This is a genomic window from Lachnospira pectinoschiza (assembly GCF_900103815.1).
Taxonomy (GTDB): domain Bacteria; phylum Bacillota; class Clostridia; order Lachnospirales; family Lachnospiraceae; genus Lachnospira; species Lachnospira pectinoschiza_B.
Window position 1 is genome coordinate 93,628 of the sequence record NZ_FNHZ01000003.1, and the last position, 21,274, is coordinate 114,901.

The 21,274-nt window shown below is 36.2% G+C and carries 18 protein-coding genes; 5 read left to right on the top strand and 13 right to left on the bottom strand.

What is annotated here, in order from left to right; translation table 11 throughout:
• Positions 1 to 22 precede the first annotated feature (22 nt).
• Positions 23 to 1,135, bottom strand: a complete 1,113-nt coding sequence (locus BLQ66_RS06245; protein ID WP_074521435.1) for a 5-methyltetrahydropteroyltriglutamate--homocysteine S-methyltransferase — start codon at positions 1,133 to 1,135, stop codon at positions 23 to 25.
• Positions 1,136 to 1,264: 129 nt separating this feature from the next.
• On the opposite strand from BLQ66_RS06245, the gene BLQ66_RS06250 reads away from it, so the two are divergent.
• On the top strand, positions 1,265 to 2,161 hold the full coding sequence (locus tag BLQ66_RS06250) for a LysR family transcriptional regulator (protein ID WP_074521436.1): 897 nt from the start codon (positions 1,265 to 1,267) through the stop codon (positions 2,159 to 2,161).
• 130 nt (positions 2,162 to 2,291) lie between these two features.
• Here BLQ66_RS06250 and BLQ66_RS06255 read toward each other — a convergent pair whose 3' ends face one another.
• Positions 2,292 to 2,717 carry a MarR family winged helix-turn-helix transcriptional regulator gene (locus tag BLQ66_RS06255; RefSeq protein WP_074521437.1) on the bottom strand — a complete coding sequence of 142 codons (426 nt, stop codon included), beginning with the start codon at positions 2,715 to 2,717 and terminating at the stop codon, positions 2,292 to 2,294.
• Positions 2,718 to 2,732: 15 nt separating this feature from the next.
• Positions 2,733 to 4,112 (bottom strand): MATE family efflux transporter, encoded by a 1,380-nt coding sequence (locus tag BLQ66_RS06260; RefSeq protein ID WP_074521438.1) that lies wholly within the window; start codon positions 4,110 to 4,112, stop codon positions 2,733 to 2,735.
• Between the two features lie 209 nt (positions 4,113 to 4,321).
• Here BLQ66_RS06260 and BLQ66_RS06265 point away from each other — a divergent pair, with 209 nt between their 5' ends.
• From BLQ66_RS06265 to BLQ66_RS06275, 3 genes are read left to right on the top strand one after another with little or no spacing between them, the layout of a single operon-like run.
• A complete protein-coding gene (locus tag BLQ66_RS06265) occupies positions 4,322 to 4,702 on the top strand; it encodes a PH domain-containing protein (RefSeq protein WP_074521439.1) in 381 nt (126 codons plus the stop codon).
• Positions 4,702 to 5,637 carry a DMT family transporter gene (locus tag BLQ66_RS06270; RefSeq protein ID WP_074521440.1) on the top strand — a complete coding sequence of 312 codons (936 nt, stop codon included), beginning with the start codon at positions 4,702 to 4,704 and terminating at the stop codon, positions 5,635 to 5,637. The genes BLQ66_RS06265 and BLQ66_RS06270 overlap by 1 nt, the downstream gene beginning before the upstream one ends.
• 17 nt (positions 5,638 to 5,654) lie before the next feature.
• A complete protein-coding gene (locus BLQ66_RS06275) occupies positions 5,655 to 6,530 on the top strand; it encodes a pyridoxamine kinase (protein WP_074521441.1) in 876 nt (291 codons plus the stop codon).
• Between the two features lie 194 nt (positions 6,531 to 6,724).
• Here the strand turns inward: BLQ66_RS06275 and BLQ66_RS11770 are convergent, their stop codons facing one another.
• The 9 genes from BLQ66_RS11770 to BLQ66_RS06325 form a co-directional block, all read right to left on the bottom strand.
• Entirely contained in the window at positions 6,725 to 9,037 is a 2,313-nt protein-coding gene (locus BLQ66_RS11770) for an RICIN domain-containing protein (RefSeq protein WP_207645138.1), read from the bottom strand.
• 261 nt (positions 9,038 to 9,298) lie between these two features.
• Positions 9,299 to 11,200, bottom strand: a complete 1,902-nt coding sequence (locus BLQ66_RS06290) for a heavy metal translocating P-type ATPase (protein ID WP_074521442.1) — start codon at positions 11,198 to 11,200, stop codon at positions 9,299 to 9,301.
• A gap of 97 nt (positions 11,201 to 11,297) precedes the next feature.
• The gene (locus BLQ66_RS06295) at positions 11,298 to 11,513 is read right to left on the bottom strand and encodes a cation transporter (protein WP_027431595.1); all 216 of its coding nucleotides are present in this window, start codon (positions 11,511 to 11,513) and stop codon (positions 11,298 to 11,300) included.
• Positions 11,514 to 11,595: 82 nt separating this feature from the next.
• Complete coding sequence (locus BLQ66_RS06300) at positions 11,596 to 11,955, bottom strand: ArsR/SmtB family transcription factor (RefSeq protein WP_074521443.1); 360 nt, start codon at positions 11,953 to 11,955, stop codon at positions 11,596 to 11,598.
• A gap of 134 nt (positions 11,956 to 12,089) precedes the next feature.
• The gene (locus BLQ66_RS06305; protein ID WP_074521444.1) at positions 12,090 to 13,448 is read right to left on the bottom strand and encodes an HD-GYP domain-containing protein; all 1,359 of its coding nucleotides are present in this window, start codon (positions 13,446 to 13,448) and stop codon (positions 12,090 to 12,092) included.
• 121 nt (positions 13,449 to 13,569) lie between these two features.
• Positions 13,570 to 15,483 (bottom strand): ABC transporter ATP-binding protein, encoded by a 1,914-nt coding sequence (locus BLQ66_RS06310; protein WP_074521445.1) that lies wholly within the window; start codon positions 15,481 to 15,483, stop codon positions 13,570 to 13,572.
• Between the two features lie 11 nt (positions 15,484 to 15,494).
• On the bottom strand, positions 15,495 to 17,237 hold the full coding sequence (locus BLQ66_RS06315) for an ABC transporter ATP-binding protein (protein WP_074521446.1): 1,743 nt from the start codon (positions 17,235 to 17,237) through the stop codon (positions 15,495 to 15,497).
• A 25-nt stretch (positions 17,238 to 17,262) separates the two neighbouring features.
• Positions 17,263 to 17,697, bottom strand: a complete 435-nt coding sequence (locus tag BLQ66_RS06320; RefSeq protein ID WP_074521447.1) for a MarR family winged helix-turn-helix transcriptional regulator — start codon at positions 17,695 to 17,697, stop codon at positions 17,263 to 17,265.
• A 270-nt stretch (positions 17,698 to 17,967) separates the two neighbouring features.
• The gene (locus BLQ66_RS06325; RefSeq protein ID WP_074521448.1) at positions 17,968 to 19,275 is read right to left on the bottom strand and encodes a glutamate-5-semialdehyde dehydrogenase; all 1,308 of its coding nucleotides are present in this window, start codon (positions 19,273 to 19,275) and stop codon (positions 17,968 to 17,970) included.
• A gap of 143 nt (positions 19,276 to 19,418) precedes the next feature.
• Between BLQ66_RS06325 and BLQ66_RS06330 the strand changes: the two genes are divergently transcribed.
• A complete protein-coding gene (locus BLQ66_RS06330; RefSeq protein ID WP_074521449.1) occupies positions 19,419 to 20,363 on the top strand; it encodes an NmrA family NAD(P)-binding protein in 945 nt (314 codons plus the stop codon).
• A 142-nt stretch (positions 20,364 to 20,505) separates the two neighbouring features.
• On the opposite strand, the gene BLQ66_RS06335 is transcribed toward BLQ66_RS06330, so the two are convergent.
• Positions 20,506 to 21,246, bottom strand: coding sequence for a response regulator (locus tag BLQ66_RS06335; protein WP_242869330.1), 741 nt, complete (start codon positions 21,244 to 21,246; stop codon positions 20,506 to 20,508).
• Positions 21,247 to 21,274 lie beyond the last annotated feature (28 nt).

The following is a 21,274-nucleotide window of genomic DNA, read 5'->3' on the forward strand; positions in this document are numbered from 1 at the left end:
CACAAGATTAAATAACTGTAAATTATCCCCAAACTTCTTTTGCAACTTCTGATACAAGTTTGAGTTTCTTCCACTGATCTTCAAATGTAAGCTTATTGCCAATCTCACAAGAGGCAAAACCGCACTGTGGGCTAATTGATAATCTCTCAAGTGGAATGTACTTTGTAGCCGCCTTAATTCTTTCAATTAAAGCTTCCTTTCTTTCTAGGCTTGCTCTCTTTGTAGTAACAAGACCAAGAACTACATTTTTGTCCTCACTAACATATTTTAAAGGCTCAAAACCGCCACTTCTAGCATCATCAAATTCAAGATAATAGCTATTTACATTTTCACCGGCAAATAAAACTTCTGCTACCGCATCATATGGGCCGGAATTAGCATAAGTTGAATGGAAATTACCACGGCAAATGTGAGTTGTAATATCCATATCCTTTGGAAGTGCGTCAATTACTGCATTGTTTAAGTTCTTATGGAATTTCTGAACCTTAACTGAATCTTCCTTTGAAACGCCATAAGCTAGATGTCCCTTGTCATCTGCAAGCATGCCCCAAGTACAGTCATCTAGCTGAAGGTGTCTACAACCAGCATCGTATAACTGCTTGCAAACTTCAGTGTAGGCAGAAGTTAAATCCTTCGCCAATTCATTTTCATCCTTATAAAACTGAAGGCTAGGTTCTCTAAGCACTGGCATCCAAAACTGAGCAAAAACTTGAGCTGGGGCTGGAATTGTCTGTTTTGCAAATGTATTCTCATCCTCAAACTTTTTTACAAACTTAAAGTGCTCCACAAAAGGATGCTCCTTTGGCGCTCTAAACTTGCCCACTAAATATGTATCATCAATCATGGCAGCCTCGTCGTGGAAAGGAAGGCCTGTCTTAGTCTTTGAATGAGAAACCCCTTCAAAGCCCCACATAAAATCAAGATGCCAAGTAGCTCTTCTAAACTCACCATCAGTAATTACGCCATATCCAAGCTCCTTCTGCTTAGTAATAAGTTCCTCTATACACTCATCTTCCACCCTTTTTAAATCAGCAGCACTAATCTTTCCTTCTTCAAAGGCAGCTCTTGCTTCCTTTAACTTCTCCGGTCTTAAAAAACTTCCAACATAATCAAACTTTAATCTTTTCTTAGCCATAAATACCTCCAAAATCTGTATTTGTATAAATTTTAATTGAAAATGCGTTCTAAATAAAATACAATAAATCTAGCTTTGTGATAAATTTTTTCTATGGCAATTATTTTTAGTTTAAACCGGAGGTGCATCATGACACTTAAACAATTAGAATACATCGTTACTGCTGCCAAGCTAGGCAACATTACAGAAGCCGCCAACAAGCTCTTCCTCTCACAGCCAAGCCTTACTCACGCAATACTTGAGCTTGAAAAGGAAATGGGCATTACCATATTTAATAGGAAGAATAAGGGTATCACAGTTACAAAAGAAGGAGAGGAATTTTTAGGCTATGCAAGACAGGTGCTAGAACAGGCCAATCTACTTACTGAGCGCTACACCGCCATTAGTAATAGAAAGCCAAGATTTTGCGTATCCTGCCAGCACTACTCTTTTGCTGTAAATGCTTTCGTTGACGTAATTAAAGAATATGATAGCAATCAGTACGACTTCATTTTAAGAGAAACACAGACAAACGAGATCATCTCTGATGTAGCAAATCTAAAAAGTGAAATCGGCATAATCTACTTATCAAAGGAAAATAGCGACGTCCTAACAAAGCTCTTTAAGAAAAACGACCTAATCTTTGAAGAACTAATTAAGACCACTCCTCATGTCTTTATTGCTAATAGTCACCCCCTAGCAAAGAAGGACAAGCTAAGCCTCAAGGATTTAGAGGACTACCCATATCTATCCTACGAACAGGGCGAATATAATTCCTTCTACTATTCAGAAGAATTACTTAGCTCTATAGATAGGAAGAAAAACATCATGGTTCGTGATAGAGCCACCCTCTTTAACCTAGCTGTAGGCCTTAATGGCTACACTGTCTGCTCTGGTATTATTAGTAAAGAGCTAAACGGCGGTAATATTATTTCAAAACCCCTTATATCAGATGAGTACATGAGCATCGGTACTTTAAGAAAGAAAGGGCTGGTATCCTCTATATATGGAGAGGCTTATTTAGAGGCCATAAGAAAATATATCTAGATGTCTATTTTTTACAAAAACTTAAAATGTCTATTTTTTACAAAATAAAAAGGCAACTACTTAGTATTACTAAATAGTTGCCTTTACTAATTAATTTCTTTTGCTTATCAATATCCAATAGCAAGCAATTCTAGATCTCATCCAGAGCCTCATCCAGCTTTGTTAGATACTCCTTAAATTGTAGTTTTTCCTCTAAACTAAAGTCCTTTGTGGCACTTTTATTATTATCAGATAGAAGTTCTGAAACTTCCTTGTGAAAAGAAAGTGCTAGTTTTGTAGGATATACGTGATTAATTCGCTTGTCCTTCTCATCCTTTTCTCTATAGATATAGCCCTTATCTTCTAAGCTTTTTAGGACTCTAGCAGTAAAGCCTTTATCAACGTATACGTATTCAGATATCTGCTCTTGAGTAAAACCCTTGTTATTACATATGGCCATATATATAGGAAATTCTCCAGCAGTAAGATTATACTTTGTCATCATTTTCGAAATCTTAATCTGCTGCTTTCTTGCTATAAAAGCAATAAGTCGAAGTATTCTTACATTATCATCCATAATAATAAATCTCCTCTAATTCTGCATTCTAGTTAGTCTCTTAATCTCCCTAAAGGCAAAGACCCCTGAAACTATGGCTGCTACTAAATCTGCCACTGGTCCTGCAAACATAATACCATCAATCTTAAAGAATAATGGAAGGATTAAAAGTAGTGGCAATAGGAAAATAATCTGTCTTGTAAGGGATAAGAAGCCACCAATCTTTGCCTTTCCAATAGCTGTAAAGAAATTCGAGCTTGTAAGCTGTAGGAAATTAAGCATTGTAAAGAATAGATAGATTTTAAAATATCTAACTGCAAAGAGGTAGTAAGTCTCGCTTGTTCCCTTGCCAAAGATAGAAATAATTTCTTTTGGGAAGAAGAAGAATAAAACCCATGCAATGCAAGATATAATAAAGCTTACTCTAATAGTCTTTTTGTAGACCTCAATAACTCTGTCATATTTTCTAGCGCCGTAATTAAAGCTAGCAATAGGCTGCATTCCCTGAGACATACCAATGACAAAGGATAGATAAACCTGATTTACCTTTGTGGCAATACCAACTACTGCAATAGCTGTCTCTGCCCCATAAATTGAAATTGCCCCGTAATACTTTAGAGAGTTATTTAAAACAATCTGTACAAGCATCATGGCAAGCTGATTTATAAAAGGCGCCACCCCAAGAGATATGGTTGGGAAAATGTATCTTGTCTGCATACGGAAATGCTTAAGCCCTAAATTAACCGACTTAGTGTTGGCTAAATAATAAATTACAAATAGGCAAGATACGCACTGGCCAATTACTGTGGCAATTGCTGCACCTGCCATGCCGAATCCCAGTACAAATACAAAAAGAGCATCAAGTATAGTATTAACAATGGCGCCCACTAAGTTACAAAGCATACTAATCTTAGGTCTGCCATCAGCTCTAATTAAGTGTCCACCTGTGGTCGTAAGAATTAGCATTGGAAAACCTATTGCTGTAATTCTTGTATACTCACAAGATAGTGGAAGGATTGAGCTAGATGCTCCAAAAAATGTAAGCATAGGCACAAGAAAAATCTCGGCTATGATAGAGAGTACAATACCACAGACAACTGCTGTTATTGCAGCATTTCCCATAAAGTACTCTGCCAAATCTTCTCTTCGTTTACCCATGTGAATGTTAAAAGTAGATGCCCCTCCAATACCAAATAAAAGGGCGATAGCTAGACAAGAAGTTGATAGAGGGAAAGCTATATTAGTTGCGGCGTTACCTAACTCTCCCACCTTCTGTCCAATAAAGAACTGATCCACTATGTTATATAGGGAACCTACAAGCATAGACACAATGCTTGGAATTGCAAAGCTTCTAATAAGCTTGCTTACTGGCTCCACAGCAAGTGGATTATTATTAAAATTTACCTCTTCCTTCATAAAATTAAACTCCTATAAACATTTTTACAATAAAGATAATATTCTTAAATAGTTGACTTGTCAACCTTTTTATCTATAAAAGATTGAAGGAAATTAAGATTAATGGTAAACTAATTCATGAAGGGCATTGGCTAAAGAAAGGCTTATATTTATGCCCCTTGCCTAGCCTTAATTAAGCTGGCAAATTAAACAAAACGGAGGAAATTTTTATGTGGAAAGAACGTAAAAGATTATGGTGTGGATTACCTTGGACTTTTACAGTATATAGTGGAGACGACCAGAGACTTTTTGTTGAATCAGGCTTCTTTAACAAGAACCAGGATGAATGTCGTCTTTATAGAATTCTTGACATTTCAGTTACAAGATCATTTGGTCAGAGACTCTTTGGTCTTGGTACAATAAAGCTTTGTACATCAGATAAAACTCTTGGCGATTTTGAAATTAAGAATATCAGACACGTTATGCAGGTAAAAGAAGAACTATCACAGAGCGTAGAAATTATGCGTGATAAGAAGCGAGTAACTAGTAGAGAGTTCCTCGGTCATGACGAAGATGAGCATGAAGAATTTGATGGAGATTACGACAACTAATGAGTAAGGATTCATCAGTCTTTACAAAGCCTTGGCTTGTGTTTATTCTAGCGCTACTCTGTTGTTTTCTATGGGGTAGCGCTTTTCCTTGCATTAAAATCGGCTACAAGCTATTTAATATCAACTCTACTGATACTGCTTCCCAGATTCTTTTTGCAGGCATTCGCTTCTTCCTTGCAGGCATTTTAACAATTGCTATTGGAAGCTTAATTGAGGGACATTTTCTCATTCCAAAGAAGGGTTCCTTTAAAATGATTTCAACCCTAAGTCTTTTCCAGACTATCATTCAGTACTTCTTCTTTTATGCTGGCCTTGCCCATGCATCAGGAGTTAAGTCATCAATCATTAATAGTATGACAACATTTTTTGCCATACTTATTGCCTGCCTTGTTAGAAAGCAGGAAAAACTTACTCTTTCTAAGATAGTTGGCTGTTTACTTGGAATTGCAGGTGTTGTAATCGTTTCCTTATCAGATGGCGACTTTGGTTCAAGCTTTGCCCTAAACGGCGAAGGCTTCATCCTTATTGCTGCTGTCTCTTATGCTATTTCATCAGTACTTGTAAAGGAATTCTCCCTTAAGGAAAATCCTGTAGTACTTAGTGGCTATCAGTTCCTACTTGGTGGCCTTGTTATGATAATTGTTAGCTTAATCCTTGGCGCTAGTATTTCAGTAAATTCTGTTGGCGCTGTGATTCTTTTAATTTATATGGCTATGATTAGTGCTGTTGCCTACTCAGTTTGGGGCATTTTATTAAAATATAACCCTGTATCTAAGGTAACAATCTACGGCTTTACAAACCCAATCTTTGGTGCCCTACTATCTGCCATCTTCTTAAAGGAATACGATAAGCTAAACCTTAATTGCCTTCTTGCCCTAATCCTTGTATCCATCGGTATTTACGTGGTTAACAAGTTTGGTGGAAAGAAAGCCTAAACTTTGGAGGTAATTATATGAAGAAAGTAGCTGTAATTAACGATTTATCTGGCTTTGGAAAATGTTCTTTATCCGTAGCCCTACCTATAATATCGGTTTTATCAGTTCAGTGTGTTCCCCTAGCCACTGCGGTTTTCACATCTCAGACAGGCTTTGAAGACTATTCCTACACAGACCTTACAGACATGATTGAGGAATACATTAAAAACTGGAAATTAAATAACGCAAGCTTTGATGGCATTTACTCTGGCTACATCACAGATTACAAGCAGGCTATTCTAGTTAAGCGTTTCATTGAGGAATTTAGAAAAGAGGATACATTTTTACTAATCGACCCAGTACTAGGCGACAATGGTGAAACCTATAAGATGTTTACTAATGACCTTCTTGAGATCCACAAGGAACTTACAAGACAGGCCAATATCATCACTCCAAACCTAACGGAGGCTTGCCTTCTTGCTGACATTCCTGTAGAGGACATTTTAAAATGTGATAAAGACCGTGACTCACTAATTGAGCTTGCAAGTTCTGCAGCCACAATATTAAGTAAGAACGCCATTACAAATCAGGAGGTTATTATTACTGGTATTAGTGTCCGTGAAGGGGATTCTTATTACGTTTATAATCTCGTTTTATCAGAGGGTGAGATTAACTTAAGTAAGACTCCTATGATTGATAAGAGCTTTTCTGGTACAGGAGATATCTTCGCCTCTATTATTACAGCACTTAAGCTAAACGGCCTTATGACTTTTAAGGCTGTGGAGATTGCCCAGGACTTTATAGCCGAGGCTATTAATGATACACCAGCTGATGCTGATACAAGAGATGGAGTTTACTTTGAAAAGGAACTTGCAAATCTAGCTAGCGTCCTAAGAGATAACATCTATTATTAGATAGATTTTTAAAATGCATCAATTAAATACAATACTAAAAAGAGCCGCTATTTTTAGCGGCTCTTAATGCATTAAATTTTTTCTAATTTGTTTTATATTTTTACCACATTTCGGTAGTTTTCTCCTAGTAATTTTCTAATTTATCTTTTTGTCCCTTATAAGTCCATAAGTTAGTCTTTAAAAGATTAAGCCTCTTAGTTGTAGATATCAAAGTAAATTGCACCTGGGATGCCATCATTTTCACAAGTAGAAATAATTGAATTCTTTGTTGAAGTTACTGTACTTCTAATTGATGACTGTGATGATGAACTTGGTGTTGTAACTGAATATCCACTTGGTAACTTATTGCTTGATGCACCTGAGAATGCATAAACTTTAGACCATGTCTTAATTGTAAGTGGCTGAATGTAATAGTTGTAACCATTATCAAAGGCTACACAGTAAGAGAAAGAACCTGTTACTGCACTATTGTTATTATCAAAGCCCTTCTTATCATGGTCAAATGTTAAGCAATGTGAAAATACTCTTGTTGCTGAGCTTGTTGAGTAAGCTGATCCCATCTTAAAGCCGTTAGGGTTACCATCATAGTTTGAACCTGTCCAAGATGAAATTGAAATAGTTCCTGCGTTAGTAACAATAAAGCTTGATGTTGGTAATGAAAATGTTCCATTGGCATAGTTTGTTGCAAATGATGAATCCTTAGCCATAATTAACTGTACTAATAAAAGGTTAGTATCAAGTTCATCGCCATTGTCAAAGTCGTACTTACCTGTAAATACATCTGGATTACCATTGTTCCAGCAAGCACACTGAGTATATGTAAGATCTGGAGTTACATCTCCTGACTTATCATATGAATCCCAACCATCATCTGAGTTATCCCATGCGTAGCAGCAATAGAATGTATTTCCTGAACCTGCTCCAAGCTTTGGTGCAAATCCATCTGCATTACCACCAAGTGTATAAACGTCACAGTTACGGTAGCTTGATACATACTCAATTGTGTTAGAGTAAGCGCCACTTGTAATCTGTAGACCCGCATCGTTATTGTATCTTGTTACTACGTTAGAAACTGTATTGTTTCCTGCTGAAGAACCCTTAATCTGAATACCATTATCTGGTGCCTTTTGAACGATTAAGTTCTTAATTGTATAGTAAGATCCTGTAATTCTAATACCTACAGCGCTATCTGATGTAGACTTACCAATATAGCTGCTAAGGAAAGAAGAGAAATCAAGGATTGGATATGAACCATCACTATTTTGAACACCAATAATCTGTACATTTGCATTTGATGTTGAAAGGGCGATTTGTCCTGAACAAGAAATAGTTGTTCCCTTTACATATACCTTACCACCGCCAGCTGCTTCTGCCTTATCAATAGCAGATACAAGGCTTGAGTAAGATGTAACTACAGTACCATCAGAAGTATCTGTTGTGCTAGATGAACTTGATGATGAACTGCTTGATGAACTACTTGAGCTTGATGAATCAATTGCCTCAAATACGAACTGCTGGCAAGCAAGTCCGTTATATGTCCAAGTATTAATATTTCCACCTGAAGCTGTTGACCAATCGTATACGTCAAGAGCCTGTGAACCGCCGCTTACTACAGTTGTTAAGCAGTAAACACCATCTGTGCCTGTTGTTACTACATTAAACTGCTGTGCTGTAGAACCATTAGAACTACAAATATCAATGTTAGTTCCATCTGTTGTTCCACCATAGTAAACGTCAAGCATTCTGCCACCTGACATACCATTTGTAAGAGTAATAACGTTATTACCCTTATTTGTTACATACCATCTCTGGCTCTTGTCACCAAGACCTGTTTCCTGATCTACGTTAGCGAAATCTGAATCGCTATCTCCAGTTACATCTAAGTACTTCTGGCTATTTACATTTTTAATGTAATACCAACCATCAGAAATCTCGTATGAGCTTGATGATGATGAAGATGAAGAATTAGAATCTACCTGAATCTTATAGATGTTAATTCCGCTATTAGAAGAGTAAAGGTAAACATATCCTGATGAACCTGAATAGCTATAGCTTTGTGTGCTAGCTGTTGTAGATGCTGTAAGTGTTGTAAGCTGATTGCCTGAAGCATCTGCAACAACTAAAGATCTACTTTCTGAACCTGAGCTCATTAAAGTAACCTTAATTGTGTCGCTACCTGATACTGGAACCTTAACAGAACGGTAAGAAGTTGAACCACTACCTCCTGTTGCTAGACAATATGTGTACTCTGTTCCATTGACAGTCTGTGTGTCTGTCTTAACACTCATAGTCTTTGAGCTTGTTGCAATAAGTGTTAAACCATCTACTGTTGTAGTAGATGAAATAGTTCCTAGACTCTTAAAACTGCTATTCTTGAAATTCCAAGATGTAGTTGTAGATGCCGATGCAGTGAAACTCATAGAACTTGCAAAAGTAGCAAAAGCCACAACGAAAGCTAATACTGCTGTTAAGCTAGTTCTAAGGCCTCTTTTCAAAATCGATCTCATAAAACCTCCCATAAAATTTAATGCAAAATTATCTTAGCATTTTATAAAAACTTTTTATATAGTAAAAAAGTTGGTTTTAGGTCTTATTTTTTAGGCACTTTTAACATATAAATAGCGTAAAAGTATCATTTTCTTGTTAAATGTAATTATATCCTAGTACTTAAGAACCAACAAAATACAATCTGACTAATCTTAGTCTAGAAGTATAAAAAAAATTCCCCCTCTTAGAGGGGGAATTTTAAAATTAACTTATATATTTGACTAATTTTTCTCATCATAATTGCTAGATAATACTCTCATAGAGTTTAAAATTGCAATTACAGCAACACCAACGTCAGCAAAAACTGCTTCCCACATAGTTGCAAGTCCAAAAGCACCTAAAATTAAAACTATAATCTTAACTCCAAGGGCAAATACAACATTTTGCTTAACAATTCTAAGAGTTTTTCTTGCAATTCGAACTAATTTAGGAATCTTTCTTAAGTCATCATCCATAATTACAACATCTGCGGCCTCAATAGCTGCATCAGAACCTAAGCTACCCATAGCAATACCCACATCCGCTCTCATAAGTACTGGAGCGTCGTTAATACCATCGCCAACAAAGCCAAGCTTCTCGTCCTTCTTGCAAGCCTTAATAAGCTCTTCCACATTGGAAACCTTATCTGTTGGAAGTAACTCATATCTGCAATCTGTTAAAGAAAGCTCCTTTGAAACAGCCATGGCCACTTCTTTTCTATCGCCAGTAAGCATTACAAGCTTTGAAACGCCTACCTTTGATAAAGCCTTCATAGCTTCCTTAGAACCTTCCTTAATCACATCAGAAATAATGATGTAACCTGCAAACTTGCCATCAACAGCTAAGTAACAAATTGTTGCTGGACTGTCATTTATCTCACAGTCAATGCCATTTGTCTGCATTAACTTATAATTACCAATTAAAACTTCTCTCTTATTAACTAGGCAGCTAATACCCTGACCTGATACTTCCTGCTGGTTAGAGATAAGGCTTAAATCTACCTCTTTACCGTAAGCTATAAGAATAGATTTAGCAATTGGATGTGTTGAAAATTTTTCAGCGAAGGCTGCGTAGTAAAGAATATCTTCCTTACTAAAGCCGTTAAGATTAATAACCTCACTAACCTTAAATTCACCCTTAGTTAAAGTACCTGTCTTATCAAAGACAAGGCTCTTCATCTGAGCAATAGCCTCTAAATAGTTACTACCCTTAACTAATACACCAATCTTTGAAGCAGCACCAATACCACCAAAGAAACCAAGTGGCACTGAAATAACCATAGCACAAGGGCAAGATACAATTAAGAAAATACATGCTCTGTGAATCCAGCTTACATAAGCAAAGTTACCTGACATAATTCCAAGAATTGTTGGTGGAATTAATGCAAGTAAAACAGCGCCTATAGTAACTACTGGTGTGTAATACTTAGCAAATCTAGTAATGAAATTCTCCATTCTAGACTTCTTAGATGATGCATTTTCCACAAGCTCTAAGATCTTACTTACTGTAGAATCTTCATAAGCCTTAGTAGTTCTAATCTTAAGGGCTGTATCTCCATTAACACATCCACTAATTACATCTGCTCCAGGGCTTACCTTTCTTGGTACTGACTCCCCTGTAAGGGCCGCAGTATCTACAAAAGACTCCCCTTCTATAACAACTCCATCAATAGGAATCTTCTCACCTGGTCTAACTAAAAGAACAGATCCAACTTCTACATCTTCTGGATCAACTTCTGATATGTTACCCTCTTCATCTTCTAAATTTGCAAAATCAGGAGCGATACTCATCATCTCAGCAATTGAGGCTCTAGACTTACCAACTGCGTAAGACTGGAACAACTCACCTACCTGATAGAAAAGCATAACTGCTACACTTTCTGTAAATTCCCCTGTGGCAAATGCAGCAAATGTTGCAATCATCATAAGGAAATTCTCATCAAATATATGACCTTTAGAAATGTTCTTAAAGGCTCTTAAAATAACATCATAGCCTATAATTAAATAAGGTACTAAAAAGGCTATGGCCACTGCAAGTATTGGAAAGTCTTCAAGTGCTCCTAGCTTATCTGCTATAAACAAACAAGCATAGAGAATACCTGAGACGATAATTCTTGCTCGCATCTTTTTTTGTTTCTTAGTCATACTATCTCCTATTGTCACAATCCTTAGTTTACGTAACTCTCGGGCTTTGTGACGCATTTTCCAATAAATCTAAATGTAAAGCTTTGACAAATAGAAATTATAAAATAACCTCGAATTCGTCTTCTGCCTTCTTACCTGCCTTAATTGCCTTCTCAAGTACTTCTTCAAAGCAATCATCTTCTGCTTCTAACATAAACTTCTGAGTAAGGAAATTAACAGATGCATCCTTTACACCCTCAACCTTCTTAATTGCTTCCTCAACCTTTGCTGCGCAGTTAGCACAATCAATTTCACACTTAAATTTCTTCTTCATAATGAATTACCTTCCTTTTCTTAGATTTCGTTAATACTCTTAGAATATATATTCTCTTAAATTTATCCTATAAATTGTCTTATTATTCTTCTATGTGTTCTCTTCCCTGGTCAATTATTGTTCTAACGTGATCATCTGCTAGAAAATAAATAACCTGCTTTCCTTCTCTTCTGCTACCAACTAACTTTGAATTTTTTAGAATCTTTAGCTGATGCGAAACTGCTGACTGAGTCATGTTTAGGGTGTCTGCTAAGTCGCATACACAAATCTCTGATTCAAAAAGAGCAAAGAGAATTCTAATTCTAGTAGAATCTCCAAAGACCTTAAAGAGTTCAGCTAAATCATATAACTCATCCTCAGAAGGCATAGCGGAAAATACCTCTTTTACTTTCTCTGTATGAACATGTTTAATATCACATCTTTCTACATCATTTATTGCCATCAGTTAAGACCTCCGTTTGTTTATTTAACTCCTATAAGACTTTTCTTAATGAGTTAAACATATGAGCAAGTGTTCATATGTTGTAATTTAAATATACCACTTTCTAAGCTGATGTCAATAGAAAGTGGTAATATTTATGAAAGTTCTTCCATTATCTGTTTAACCTTATCCTTATTCTCTACAAAGAGTCTACTAAGGATTGGGTCAAAATGTTTACCTATATTATCGTTAATAATAAGCATAGCCTCATCAAAACTGTAGGCTCTCTTATAGCATCGCTCCGAAACTAGGGCATCAAAGACATCTGCCACAGACATGATTCTTGCTGAAATTGGAATCTCCTCTCCCTTAAGACCATAAGGATAACCACTGCCATCCCACTTTTCATGGTGGAAAGTGGCCACATCTGAAGCTATATTAATAAACTCGACTTCTTCAATACTTCCAAGGGCTTCTCTAATAATTCTTCCACCCTCTTTAGTGTGGTTTTGCATAATGTTATATTCATCATGAGTTAAGATTCCTGGTTTCTTTAAAATGGAATCTGGTACATTAATCTTACCAATATCATGCATAGGCGCTGCCTTTACAAGGAATTCAATATAATCCTTAGTGAGGATGTTAGTGTAATAACCTTGGTTCTTTGCAAGCTGCGCTAACATTTTCACATAAGCACTAGTTCTTGCAATATGCATGCCCGTATCTCCATCACGACTTTCAATTAAAGAAGCCATAGCATCTATCGTGCTATTCTGGATACTCATGATTCTATTATTATGTTCGTTTATCTCTTCGCTTTGCTTATTGACCTTAAACTCTAGGATATCACTGTAATCTTCCAGCTTTGAAGTTATCTTATTACATAAATAGACAATTACAAGTGTAGTGGCAATAATAACAATAATTGCTACCACTGAGATGATACTAATACTTATAAGTCGGTACTTAAGAGTGTCTTGGGCTACCTTTACCTCGTCATTAATCTGCTCCTCTAAAACATTTAATTCCTTATTTATGCTTAAGACCTTGTTATTAATAACATCGCTTACATAGCTTTCTGCCTCTTCATAGTTTCCAGCCTCAATATATTCTTCCACCTTAGAAACCATATTTAAATACTCATTAAGCTCTTCGCTTATGGTACTATACATGGTTCCATAATTGTCGCTAAGGGCACTTTCTGAAAGCTCACTAAGTATTGCTCTTATATCCTCTTCAGTATTAATGGATTCATAATAGCTATTACCCACATAAGCCTCTTCTGACCAAACCTTACCGTATACGTAAAAGTTCTCCTTATAAATATCTTCCGTCAAAGATTCTATATGATTCTTGTCTTGAAAATTCATAGTTACAATAGTTTCAAACTCATCTATTGCCCGCTCTATATTAATCTTCAAAACTAGAATTACTACAATACTAACAGCACCTAAAAATATAACTAACAATGCAGTTAAAAGGGATGTTGTTCTATCTGATTTTTTGCCAAGCATGTTGTCCTCCCTGCATGCTGTAAAGCATAATAAAAATGACGTTGTTTAATATTCTTAAACAACGCCATAATTATAACATATATCCATATAGATAAAAATACTTTATTTATTTAATTTTTCTCTATTCTAGCTCAAAAGCACCAGTATATAACTGATAATATGTACCCTTTTGATCAATTAAGGCATCATGATCGCCTCTTTCAATGATTCGACCATGGTCAAGAACCATAATAGCCTTACTGTTTCTAACTGTTGATAATCTATGGGCAATAACAAATACTGTTCTACCAAACATAAGATTATCCATACCTGCCTGAACAATAGCCTCAGTTCTTGTATCAATTGATGATGTAGCCTCATCAAGGATCATTACAGGTGGGTTAGCTACAGCAGCTCTAGCAATTGAGAGTAACTGTCTCTGACCCTGTGAAAGATTGGCGCCATTAGCTGTAAGCATTGTATTATAACCATCTGGTAATCTTTCAATGAAGTGATGAGCGTTGGCAAGCTTTGCAGCTGCAATACATTCTTCATCTGTGGCATTTAACTTACCATATCTAATATTATCAAGAACTGTACCTGTAAAGAGGTTAACATCCTGTAAAACGATACCAAGAGAACGTCTAAGGTCAGTCTTTCTAATTTTATTTATGTTAATACCATCATAGCGAATCTTACCATCTTCAATATCATAGAATCTGTTAATAAGGTTAGTAATTGTTGTCTTACCTGCACCTGTTGCACCAACAAAGGCAATCTTCTGACCTGGTTTTGCATAAAGGGAAACATCATGTAAAACTAACTTATTCTTAACATAACCAAAATCCACATCCTCTAATACAATATCACCCTTTAGTGGAGTGTACGTAACTGTTCCGTCTGCCTTATGTGGATGCTTCCAAGCCCAAAGAGAAGTATCCTCATCGGCCTCAACTAGCTCGCCTTCCTTAGTATATTTTGCACGAACAAGTGTAACATAGCCCTCATCAAATTCAGGTTCCTGATCCATAAGTTCAAATACTCTTCTAGCACCAGCAAGACCCATGGCAATCATTGATACCTGCATAGATACCTGACCAACTGTCTGTGATAACTGTCTAGACATAGAAAGGAAGGAAATAATAATACCAAGTGAAACAGCTCCATGAGCACCTGTGAAAATGTTTTGTAAGCTTAAATTATAAACTGAATAATAAACTAACAAACCACCAACTACTGCTAAAACTACGTACATAATATTACCGATATTACCTAGAGTTGGCATAAGCATATTACCGTATTTATTAGCCTTATCACTAGCTTCGAATAACTCTTCGTTAATCTTTTTAAAAGCTTCTTTACTTTCTTCTTCATGATTAAAGACCTTAATAACCTTAGAGCCTTCCATCATTTCCTCAACGAAACCTTCTTCCTTAGCAAGAGTTCTTTGCTGAGCCATCATATATTTAGCGGAATTTCCACCGAAATTCTTTACTACTCTTGTCATTAGGAAAATGAATACGCCTACCACTACTGTAAGCCAAATACTATAAAAGCACATCATAATAATGATACCTGCAATTGTAAGACCTGACTGGAAAAGCTGTGGTAAACTCTGTCCAATTAACTGTCTAATAGCATCTGTATCGTTAGTATAAGTACTCATGATATCGCCGTGAGCGTTAGTATCAAAATACTTAATAGGTAATGTCTGCATTCTTTCAAACATATCGTTTCTTAAGTGCATTAAAGTACCCTGTGTAACATTTGCCATAAGACGAGTGTATGTAAATGAAGCAATAACGCCAAGGATATAGATAGCGCCCATAGTTATAATAATTCCAATAAACTTAGACCAAACTGAATCCATACCAATACCCATAGCTGGTGTAATAACTTCATCAATGATTCTTTGTAAAAAGATAGTTGCAATTACAGACGCAAGGGCTGCAATTATAATACAGATAATAGTTACTATTAATTGAGGAGCATAATGCTTGAATATATAGCCTATTAATCTGCCAAATGTATTGTCTTTCTCTACATTTTTATTCATACATATACCTCCTATTCTTCCTTACTCTTTGTCTGTGATTCAAATACTTCATTGTAAATGCCACCAAGAGCCACAAGTTCATCGTGTGTACCCTTTTCAACAATCTTACCCTGATCTAGAACTAAGATAAGGTCAGCATCCTGAACTGATGAAACACGCTGAGCAATAATAATCTTAGTTGTCTCTGGTAAATACTTAGCAAGGGCAGAACGAATTAGGGCATCTGTCTTAGTATCTACAGCAGATGTTGAATCATCCATAATTAAGACCTTTGGATTTTTAAGAAGGGCTCTAGCAATACAAAGTCTCTGCTTCTGACCACCAGAAACATTACTACCACCCTGTTCAATGTAAGTATCATACTTATCTGGGAAGCCCTGAATAAATTCATCGGCGCAAGCAAGTCTACAAGCCTCTTCAATCTGCTCATCTGTTGCTTCCTTATTACCCCAACGTAAGTTTTCCTTAATTGTACCTGAGAATAGGACATTCTTTTGTAATACAACTGAAACTGCATCACGAAGAGCTACTAAGTCATAGTCTCTAACATCAGTTCCGCCAACTCTTACCATACCCTTTGTAGTATCGTAAAGTCTTGGAATAAGCTGAATAAGTGATGTCTTAGAATCACCTGTACCACCAATAATACCAACTGTCTGACCAGTTTTAATATGTAAGTTAATATTAGTAAGAGCGTAGTTTTCACTAGTCTTCTTATACTTAAAGGACACGTCATCAAAGTCAATGGCGCCATCTCTAATTTCAGTCTTACCATTAACAGGTGACTTTAAATCACTTTCAGTTTCAAGTACTTCAACAATTCTGTCTGCAGATTCTGCTGCCATTGAAACCATAACAAATACAAAGCTTAACATCATAAGAGATGTAAGAATCTGAACACCATAAGTTAAAAGGGATGATAACTCACCTGTTGTTAGGCTTGTAGCCCCTGAATTAACAATGATCTGTGCACCAATAAAACATACAAGTAAAATTGATGTAAACATACAAAGCATCATTGTTGGTGTATTAAGAGCTAAAATCTTTTCAGCATGTGTGAAGTCGTTTTTAACATCTCCACTAGCCTTAAAGAATTTCTTAGTTTCATAATCTTCTCTAACGAAGGACTTAACAACTCGAATAGCAGAAACATTTTCCTGAACTGAGTTATTTAAGGCATCATACTTCTTAAAGATTCTCTTAAAAATAGGATGAACCTTAAAGAAGATTCCAAATAATACTACAGCTAAGAATGGAACGATACATACGAAGATGAGAGCCATTTTCACATTAATAGTAAAACTCATAACTACTGAGAAGATAAACATTAATGGAGTTCTAACAGCAACTCTAATAATCATCTGATAAGCATTCTGAACGTTAGTAATATCTGTTGTAAGACGTGTTACAAGAGATGATGTTGAAAATTTATCTACATCTGCAAAGGAGAAATCCTGAATCTTAAAGAACACATCCTGTCTTAAGTTTTTAGCAAAACCAGCTGAAGCTGTTGCCGCTTTTCTTGCTGACATAACACCGCAAAATAGAGATGCCATAGCCATAACAAGTAAGATTAGTCCATATTTTAAAATAGGTGTCATGGAATCACCTGTCATGTTGTTAATAAGCGCCGCCATAATAAGAGGAATAATACATTCTAAGATAACTTCAAGAGTTACATATGTAGGTGTAAGAATTGAAGCAGTCTTGTATTCTCTTATGCTTTTGCTTAAAGTTTTTACAATCTTAAACATAAATAGCAATCTTTCCTTTCATATATTAGTTTTTAAAATCTCTTAGATTTCTGAGTATACTTTCAGCTACTCTATCAAAAGCTTCTAAGTCTCTAGGATCAATATCCTTCTCGGCATAATGCTCTAAATTACCAATCTCTTCAAAAATCCTATCTTCATGCTGCCTTGCTAGGTCTGTAAGAATAATTTTTTTAAGACGGGCATCTGTCTTTGAAGTTTCTCTAGTTATATATCCTTTAGACTCCATTTTTTTTAAGAGTTCAGATGCTGTTGATGGACGTAAGTCAAACCCAATTTCTACATCCTTTTGATAGATATCCTTATCTTGGTTTAATATAAGAAAATGTATCACTCGGCCTTCTGCACCGTTGACACCTGTAGAACCGCTAAGCTTATCAAATTGTCTCTTTACAACTCTTTCGAGCTTGCAAATCTTTTTGATAGCACTTTCCTTTTCCATTTGTGACTTTCCTTTCTATTGCAACTTTTAATTGCAATCCAGCACGTATTCGCTAGCCTGTTGCGGACTATTTTTATTATAACATATACTATGATTTGCTTTCTATTAGTATTTATCTTCTAATAATAAAAATACTTCGCATACGAATAGTTCGCTTCCGAACAATTCGTGTACGAAGTATTATAACATTTGATACTAATTTTTCAAGTATAATGTATACAATTTATAAATTGTTTATTATTAACTATTTTTCTCAATATCCTAATTGTATTAATCTAAATCTTTATGCTTAAAAGTCTTAATTCCACTAGCATAGTCAGTAACAATCTGGCCATTACCTGTAAGCTTATACTTATAAGTAACTAAGCCCTCAAGACCCACTGGACCTCTTGCATGAATCTTACTTGTACTAATACCAACTTCAGCGCCAAAGCCATATCTAAAGCCATCAGCAAAACGAGTTGAAGCATTGTGATAAACCCCTGCTGAATCCACCATGTTCTGGAACTTGTCAGCTGTTGCCTGATTCTCAGTAATAATGCTATCTGTGTGATGTGAACCAAACTTATTGATGTGCGCAATGGCCTCGTCAACATTTTCAACAATCTTAATACCAAGCTCGTAGCGAAGATACTCTACATTATAAGCATCATCCTCAATCACATGAACCTCAACATCAGAATCTTCCTTATAAGCATTGTAAACATTAGTTGTGTAAGCATCAGCATTCACCACAACCTTTGCCTCATTAAGAGCTCTAACTAACACTGGAAGTGCCTTTGCAGCAATTTCACTGTGCACTAAAACTGTCTCTACTGCATTACAAGCTGCGCTATACTGAGTCTTAGCATCCACAACGATAGGAATCGCCTTAGCAAGGTCTGCATCCTTATCTATGAAAATGTGACAAATACCATCAGCGTGTCCCATTACAGGAATCTTAGTATTATTCATAATGTACTGAACAAAGGCGTTAGAACCTCGTGGAATAAGTAGGTCAACTAAGCCGTCACATTTTAATAATTCATCAATCTCAGAGTGAGCCTCTGCCTGAATTAAGCAGATCTCTGGAAGTCCAGCCTCCACAATTGCCTCTCTAATAACTCCAAAGAGGCATCTATTACTTTCAGCAGTTTCCTTACCACCCTTTAAAATCGCACAGTTACCACTCTTAATACATAAAGAAGCAATCTGCACTAGAGCATCCGGTCTTGCCTCAAAGATAACACCAATAATACCAATAGGACATGTAACTCTCTTTAATACAAGGCCTTCATCAAGCTCTCTATTTAGAGTTACCTTGCCCACTGGGTCTTCAAGTCCTATTAACTGATTAATACCATCTATAACATCCTCTAACTTGTGATTATCAAACTTAAGTCTTTTAAGTACTGACTCCTGTACGCCATTGGCATTGGCATTAGCTATATCAATTTCGTTAGCCTTAAAAATCTTGTCAGCATTCTTTCTTAAATTCTCTGCCACCATCTTAAGTGCCTTATTTCTTAATTCAATGCTTGAGCTAGCAAGCTCTGCTGCCACGCTCTTCATTCTTGTTACGTCTTCTCTAATACTCATAAAGCGACCTCCTACAAATACTACCAATCTATTATAAGTTATTGATTGACAAAACATCAATACGAAAAATTGTATAAAAATATATAAGATGTTATAATATATTACAAGTGGATATTTTTATAATTTAATATAGGAGGTTTTTCATGGGTAAATTATTATTAACTGGTGTCGATGGAAATCTAGGTGGCGAGGCTGCTAGAGTATTACTTACTTTAACAGATAAGTCTAATATCATTTTAACAGGCTATAATCCTGAAGTTTTAAAGACTTACAGCGACCAGGGCATCGAGACTCGTGTGGCAGATTTTAACAACATTGAAGGATTAAAAGAAGCTTTTGCTGGTGCTGAAAGACTCGCACTTATTTCCATGCCTTTCGTTGGAGCTAAAAGACAGGCTGCTCATAAAAATGCAGTAGATGCCGCAAAGGCTGTTGGCGTAAAGCAAATCATCTATACATCTTTAGTTAATGCAGCAGACGAGACAAATCCATCTGTTGAAAAGAAGGATCACATTTACACTGAAGAGTATGTAAAGTCTTTGGGACTTGATTACATTTTCCTAAGAAATTCTCAGTATGCCGAGGCTATGATTACTAATTACTTTACATATGTAAAATCCGATGGCGTATTAAAGAATTCCCAGGGCGATGGTAAAATGGCCTATATCTCAAGACGTGACTGCGCTAAGGCTGTAGCTCACGCTCTTGTAAAGGGAGATAAGTATCCAAAGAAGGTATTTGATATTAATGGTCCTGAACTTATGACAATTTCTGAATTCTGCGAGATTGGTAACAAGGCTACAGGAAACCACGTAACATATAAGTTCATCACTGATGAGGAGAACTATCAGGTATTTGATGCCATGGGCGTTCCAAGAACAACTGATGGTAAGTTTAAGGATGGCAGCGAGGCTCCATTCTCATCTGATGGTATGGTTACCTTTGCACAGGCTATTCGCGAGGGCAAGATGGATAACTTCACTAAAGACTTCGAGGAGTTAACAGGGGATAAGGCTTTAACTGTTCAGTATATGTTTGAGCACAACGCAGACTTCCAGATAGGTGATAGACATTCAAAGGATAAGTAAAGCCCTTTGATAAGATAATAGAAAATAAAAATAAGCCGGTAGATTATGTCAAGACTCGCTCGCGAGTCTTGACATAATCTACCGGCTTTTATTAGCTCTATATAATCTCCACATATAATCTCTACTGTGGGGAAAGCCCGCATTAGCCCAAACTTAATTCTTTGGCTTTCTGCTTTGCAAAGAACTCATCCACATTTGCAATTAATTCCTCTGCTGGCATGGACTTAAGTAAATATTTCTCAGGCTTTAAAGAGATTACCTGCATTACATGCTCCTTATCTCCCTTAGCTGTTAGAAACATTACCGGAATATTACTTGTAGTGCTCTCGCTTCTTATCATTTCTAAAACCTTGGCTCCCGTAATTACCGGCATTTCAAAGTCAAGCAAAACCAAATCTATGTGATGTCTTGCAAGTACTGAAATTCCATTCATTCCAGAATCCGCCATGTAAACCGTATATTTACCAGATAACCAGCCCTTAATGGTATTAAGCATAGTTGGATCGTCATCAATTACTAAAATGTGCTTCTTATTGCCAAATAGCTCTTCCTTCTCCACATCATTATTTATTTCCTCAATAACTTCCTTTACATTAATTGGTCGAAGGAATGGCTTTTTTAGTAAACTATCTCCAAATATTCTTTTAGACTCCTCTAAAGTCTCACCAGCTCCTATAGAATAAACCAAGATTTCCTCATGGGAAGAACCTGCCTTATCCTTTAAATAAACCATAGATTCTGTATAATCTGGACTTATCTCATCATCAAGATAAAGTACAATTATAGGAAAATCCTCTTGTTTGCTTAAGATTCTGATATCCGGCGCCACCACGTCACACTCAAAGCCATAAGTCTTTAGATTGTTAAGAAATGCATTAACCATAAAATTTTTGCTTCTGCATACAAACAAT

Coding starts and splice junctions, on each gene's coding strand:
- BLQ66_RS06245 (WP_074521435.1), bottom strand. CDS start 1,135: ATGGCTAAGAAAAGATTAAAGTTTGATTATGTTGGAAGTTTTTTAAGA.
- BLQ66_RS06250 (WP_074521436.1), top strand. CDS start 1,265: ATGACACTTAAACAATTAGAATACATCGTTACTGCTGCCAAGCTAGGC.
- BLQ66_RS06255 (WP_074521437.1), bottom strand. CDS start 2,717: ATGGATGATAATGTAAGAATACTTCGACTTATTGCTTTTATAGCAAGA.
- BLQ66_RS06260 (WP_074521438.1), bottom strand. CDS start 4,112: ATGAAGGAAGAGGTAAATTTTAATAATAATCCACTTGCTGTGGAGCCA.
- BLQ66_RS06265 (WP_074521439.1), top strand. CDS start 4,322: ATGTGGAAAGAACGTAAAAGATTATGGTGTGGATTACCTTGGACTTTT.
- BLQ66_RS06270 (WP_074521440.1), top strand. CDS start 4,702: ATGAGTAAGGATTCATCAGTCTTTACAAAGCCTTGGCTTGTGTTTATT.
- BLQ66_RS06275 (WP_074521441.1), top strand. CDS start 5,655: ATGAAGAAAGTAGCTGTAATTAACGATTTATCTGGCTTTGGAAAATGT.
- BLQ66_RS11770 (WP_207645138.1), bottom strand. CDS start 9,037: ATGAGATCGATTTTGAAAAGAGGCCTTAGAACTAGCTTAACAGCAGTA.
- BLQ66_RS06290 (WP_074521442.1), bottom strand. CDS start 11,200: ATGACTAAGAAACAAAAAAAGATGCGAGCAAGAATTATCGTCTCAGGT.
- BLQ66_RS06295 (WP_027431595.1), bottom strand. CDS start 11,513: ATGAAGAAGAAATTTAAGTGTGAAATTGATTGTGCTAACTGCGCAGCA.
- BLQ66_RS06300 (WP_074521443.1), bottom strand. CDS start 11,955: ATGGCAATAAATGATGTAGAAAGATGTGATATTAAACATGTTCATACA.
- BLQ66_RS06305 (WP_074521444.1), bottom strand. CDS start 13,448: ATGCTTGGCAAAAAATCAGATAGAACAACATCCCTTTTAACTGCATTG.
- BLQ66_RS06310 (WP_074521445.1), bottom strand. CDS start 15,483: ATGAATAAAAATGTAGAGAAAGACAATACATTTGGCAGATTAATAGGC.
- BLQ66_RS06315 (WP_074521446.1), bottom strand. CDS start 17,237: ATGTTTAAGATTGTAAAAACTTTAAGCAAAAGCATAAGAGAATACAAG.
- BLQ66_RS06320 (WP_074521447.1), bottom strand. CDS start 17,697: ATGGAAAAGGAAAGTGCTATCAAAAAGATTTGCAAGCTCGAAAGAGTT.
- BLQ66_RS06325 (WP_074521448.1), bottom strand. CDS start 19,275: ATGAGTATTAGAGAAGACGTAACAAGAATGAAGAGCGTGGCAGCAGAG.
- BLQ66_RS06330 (WP_074521449.1), top strand. CDS start 19,419: ATGGGTAAATTATTATTAACTGGTGTCGATGGAAATCTAGGTGGCGAG.
- BLQ66_RS06335 (WP_242869330.1), bottom strand. CDS start 21,246: ATGGTTAATGCATTTCTTAACAATCTAAAGACTTATGGCTTTGAGTGT.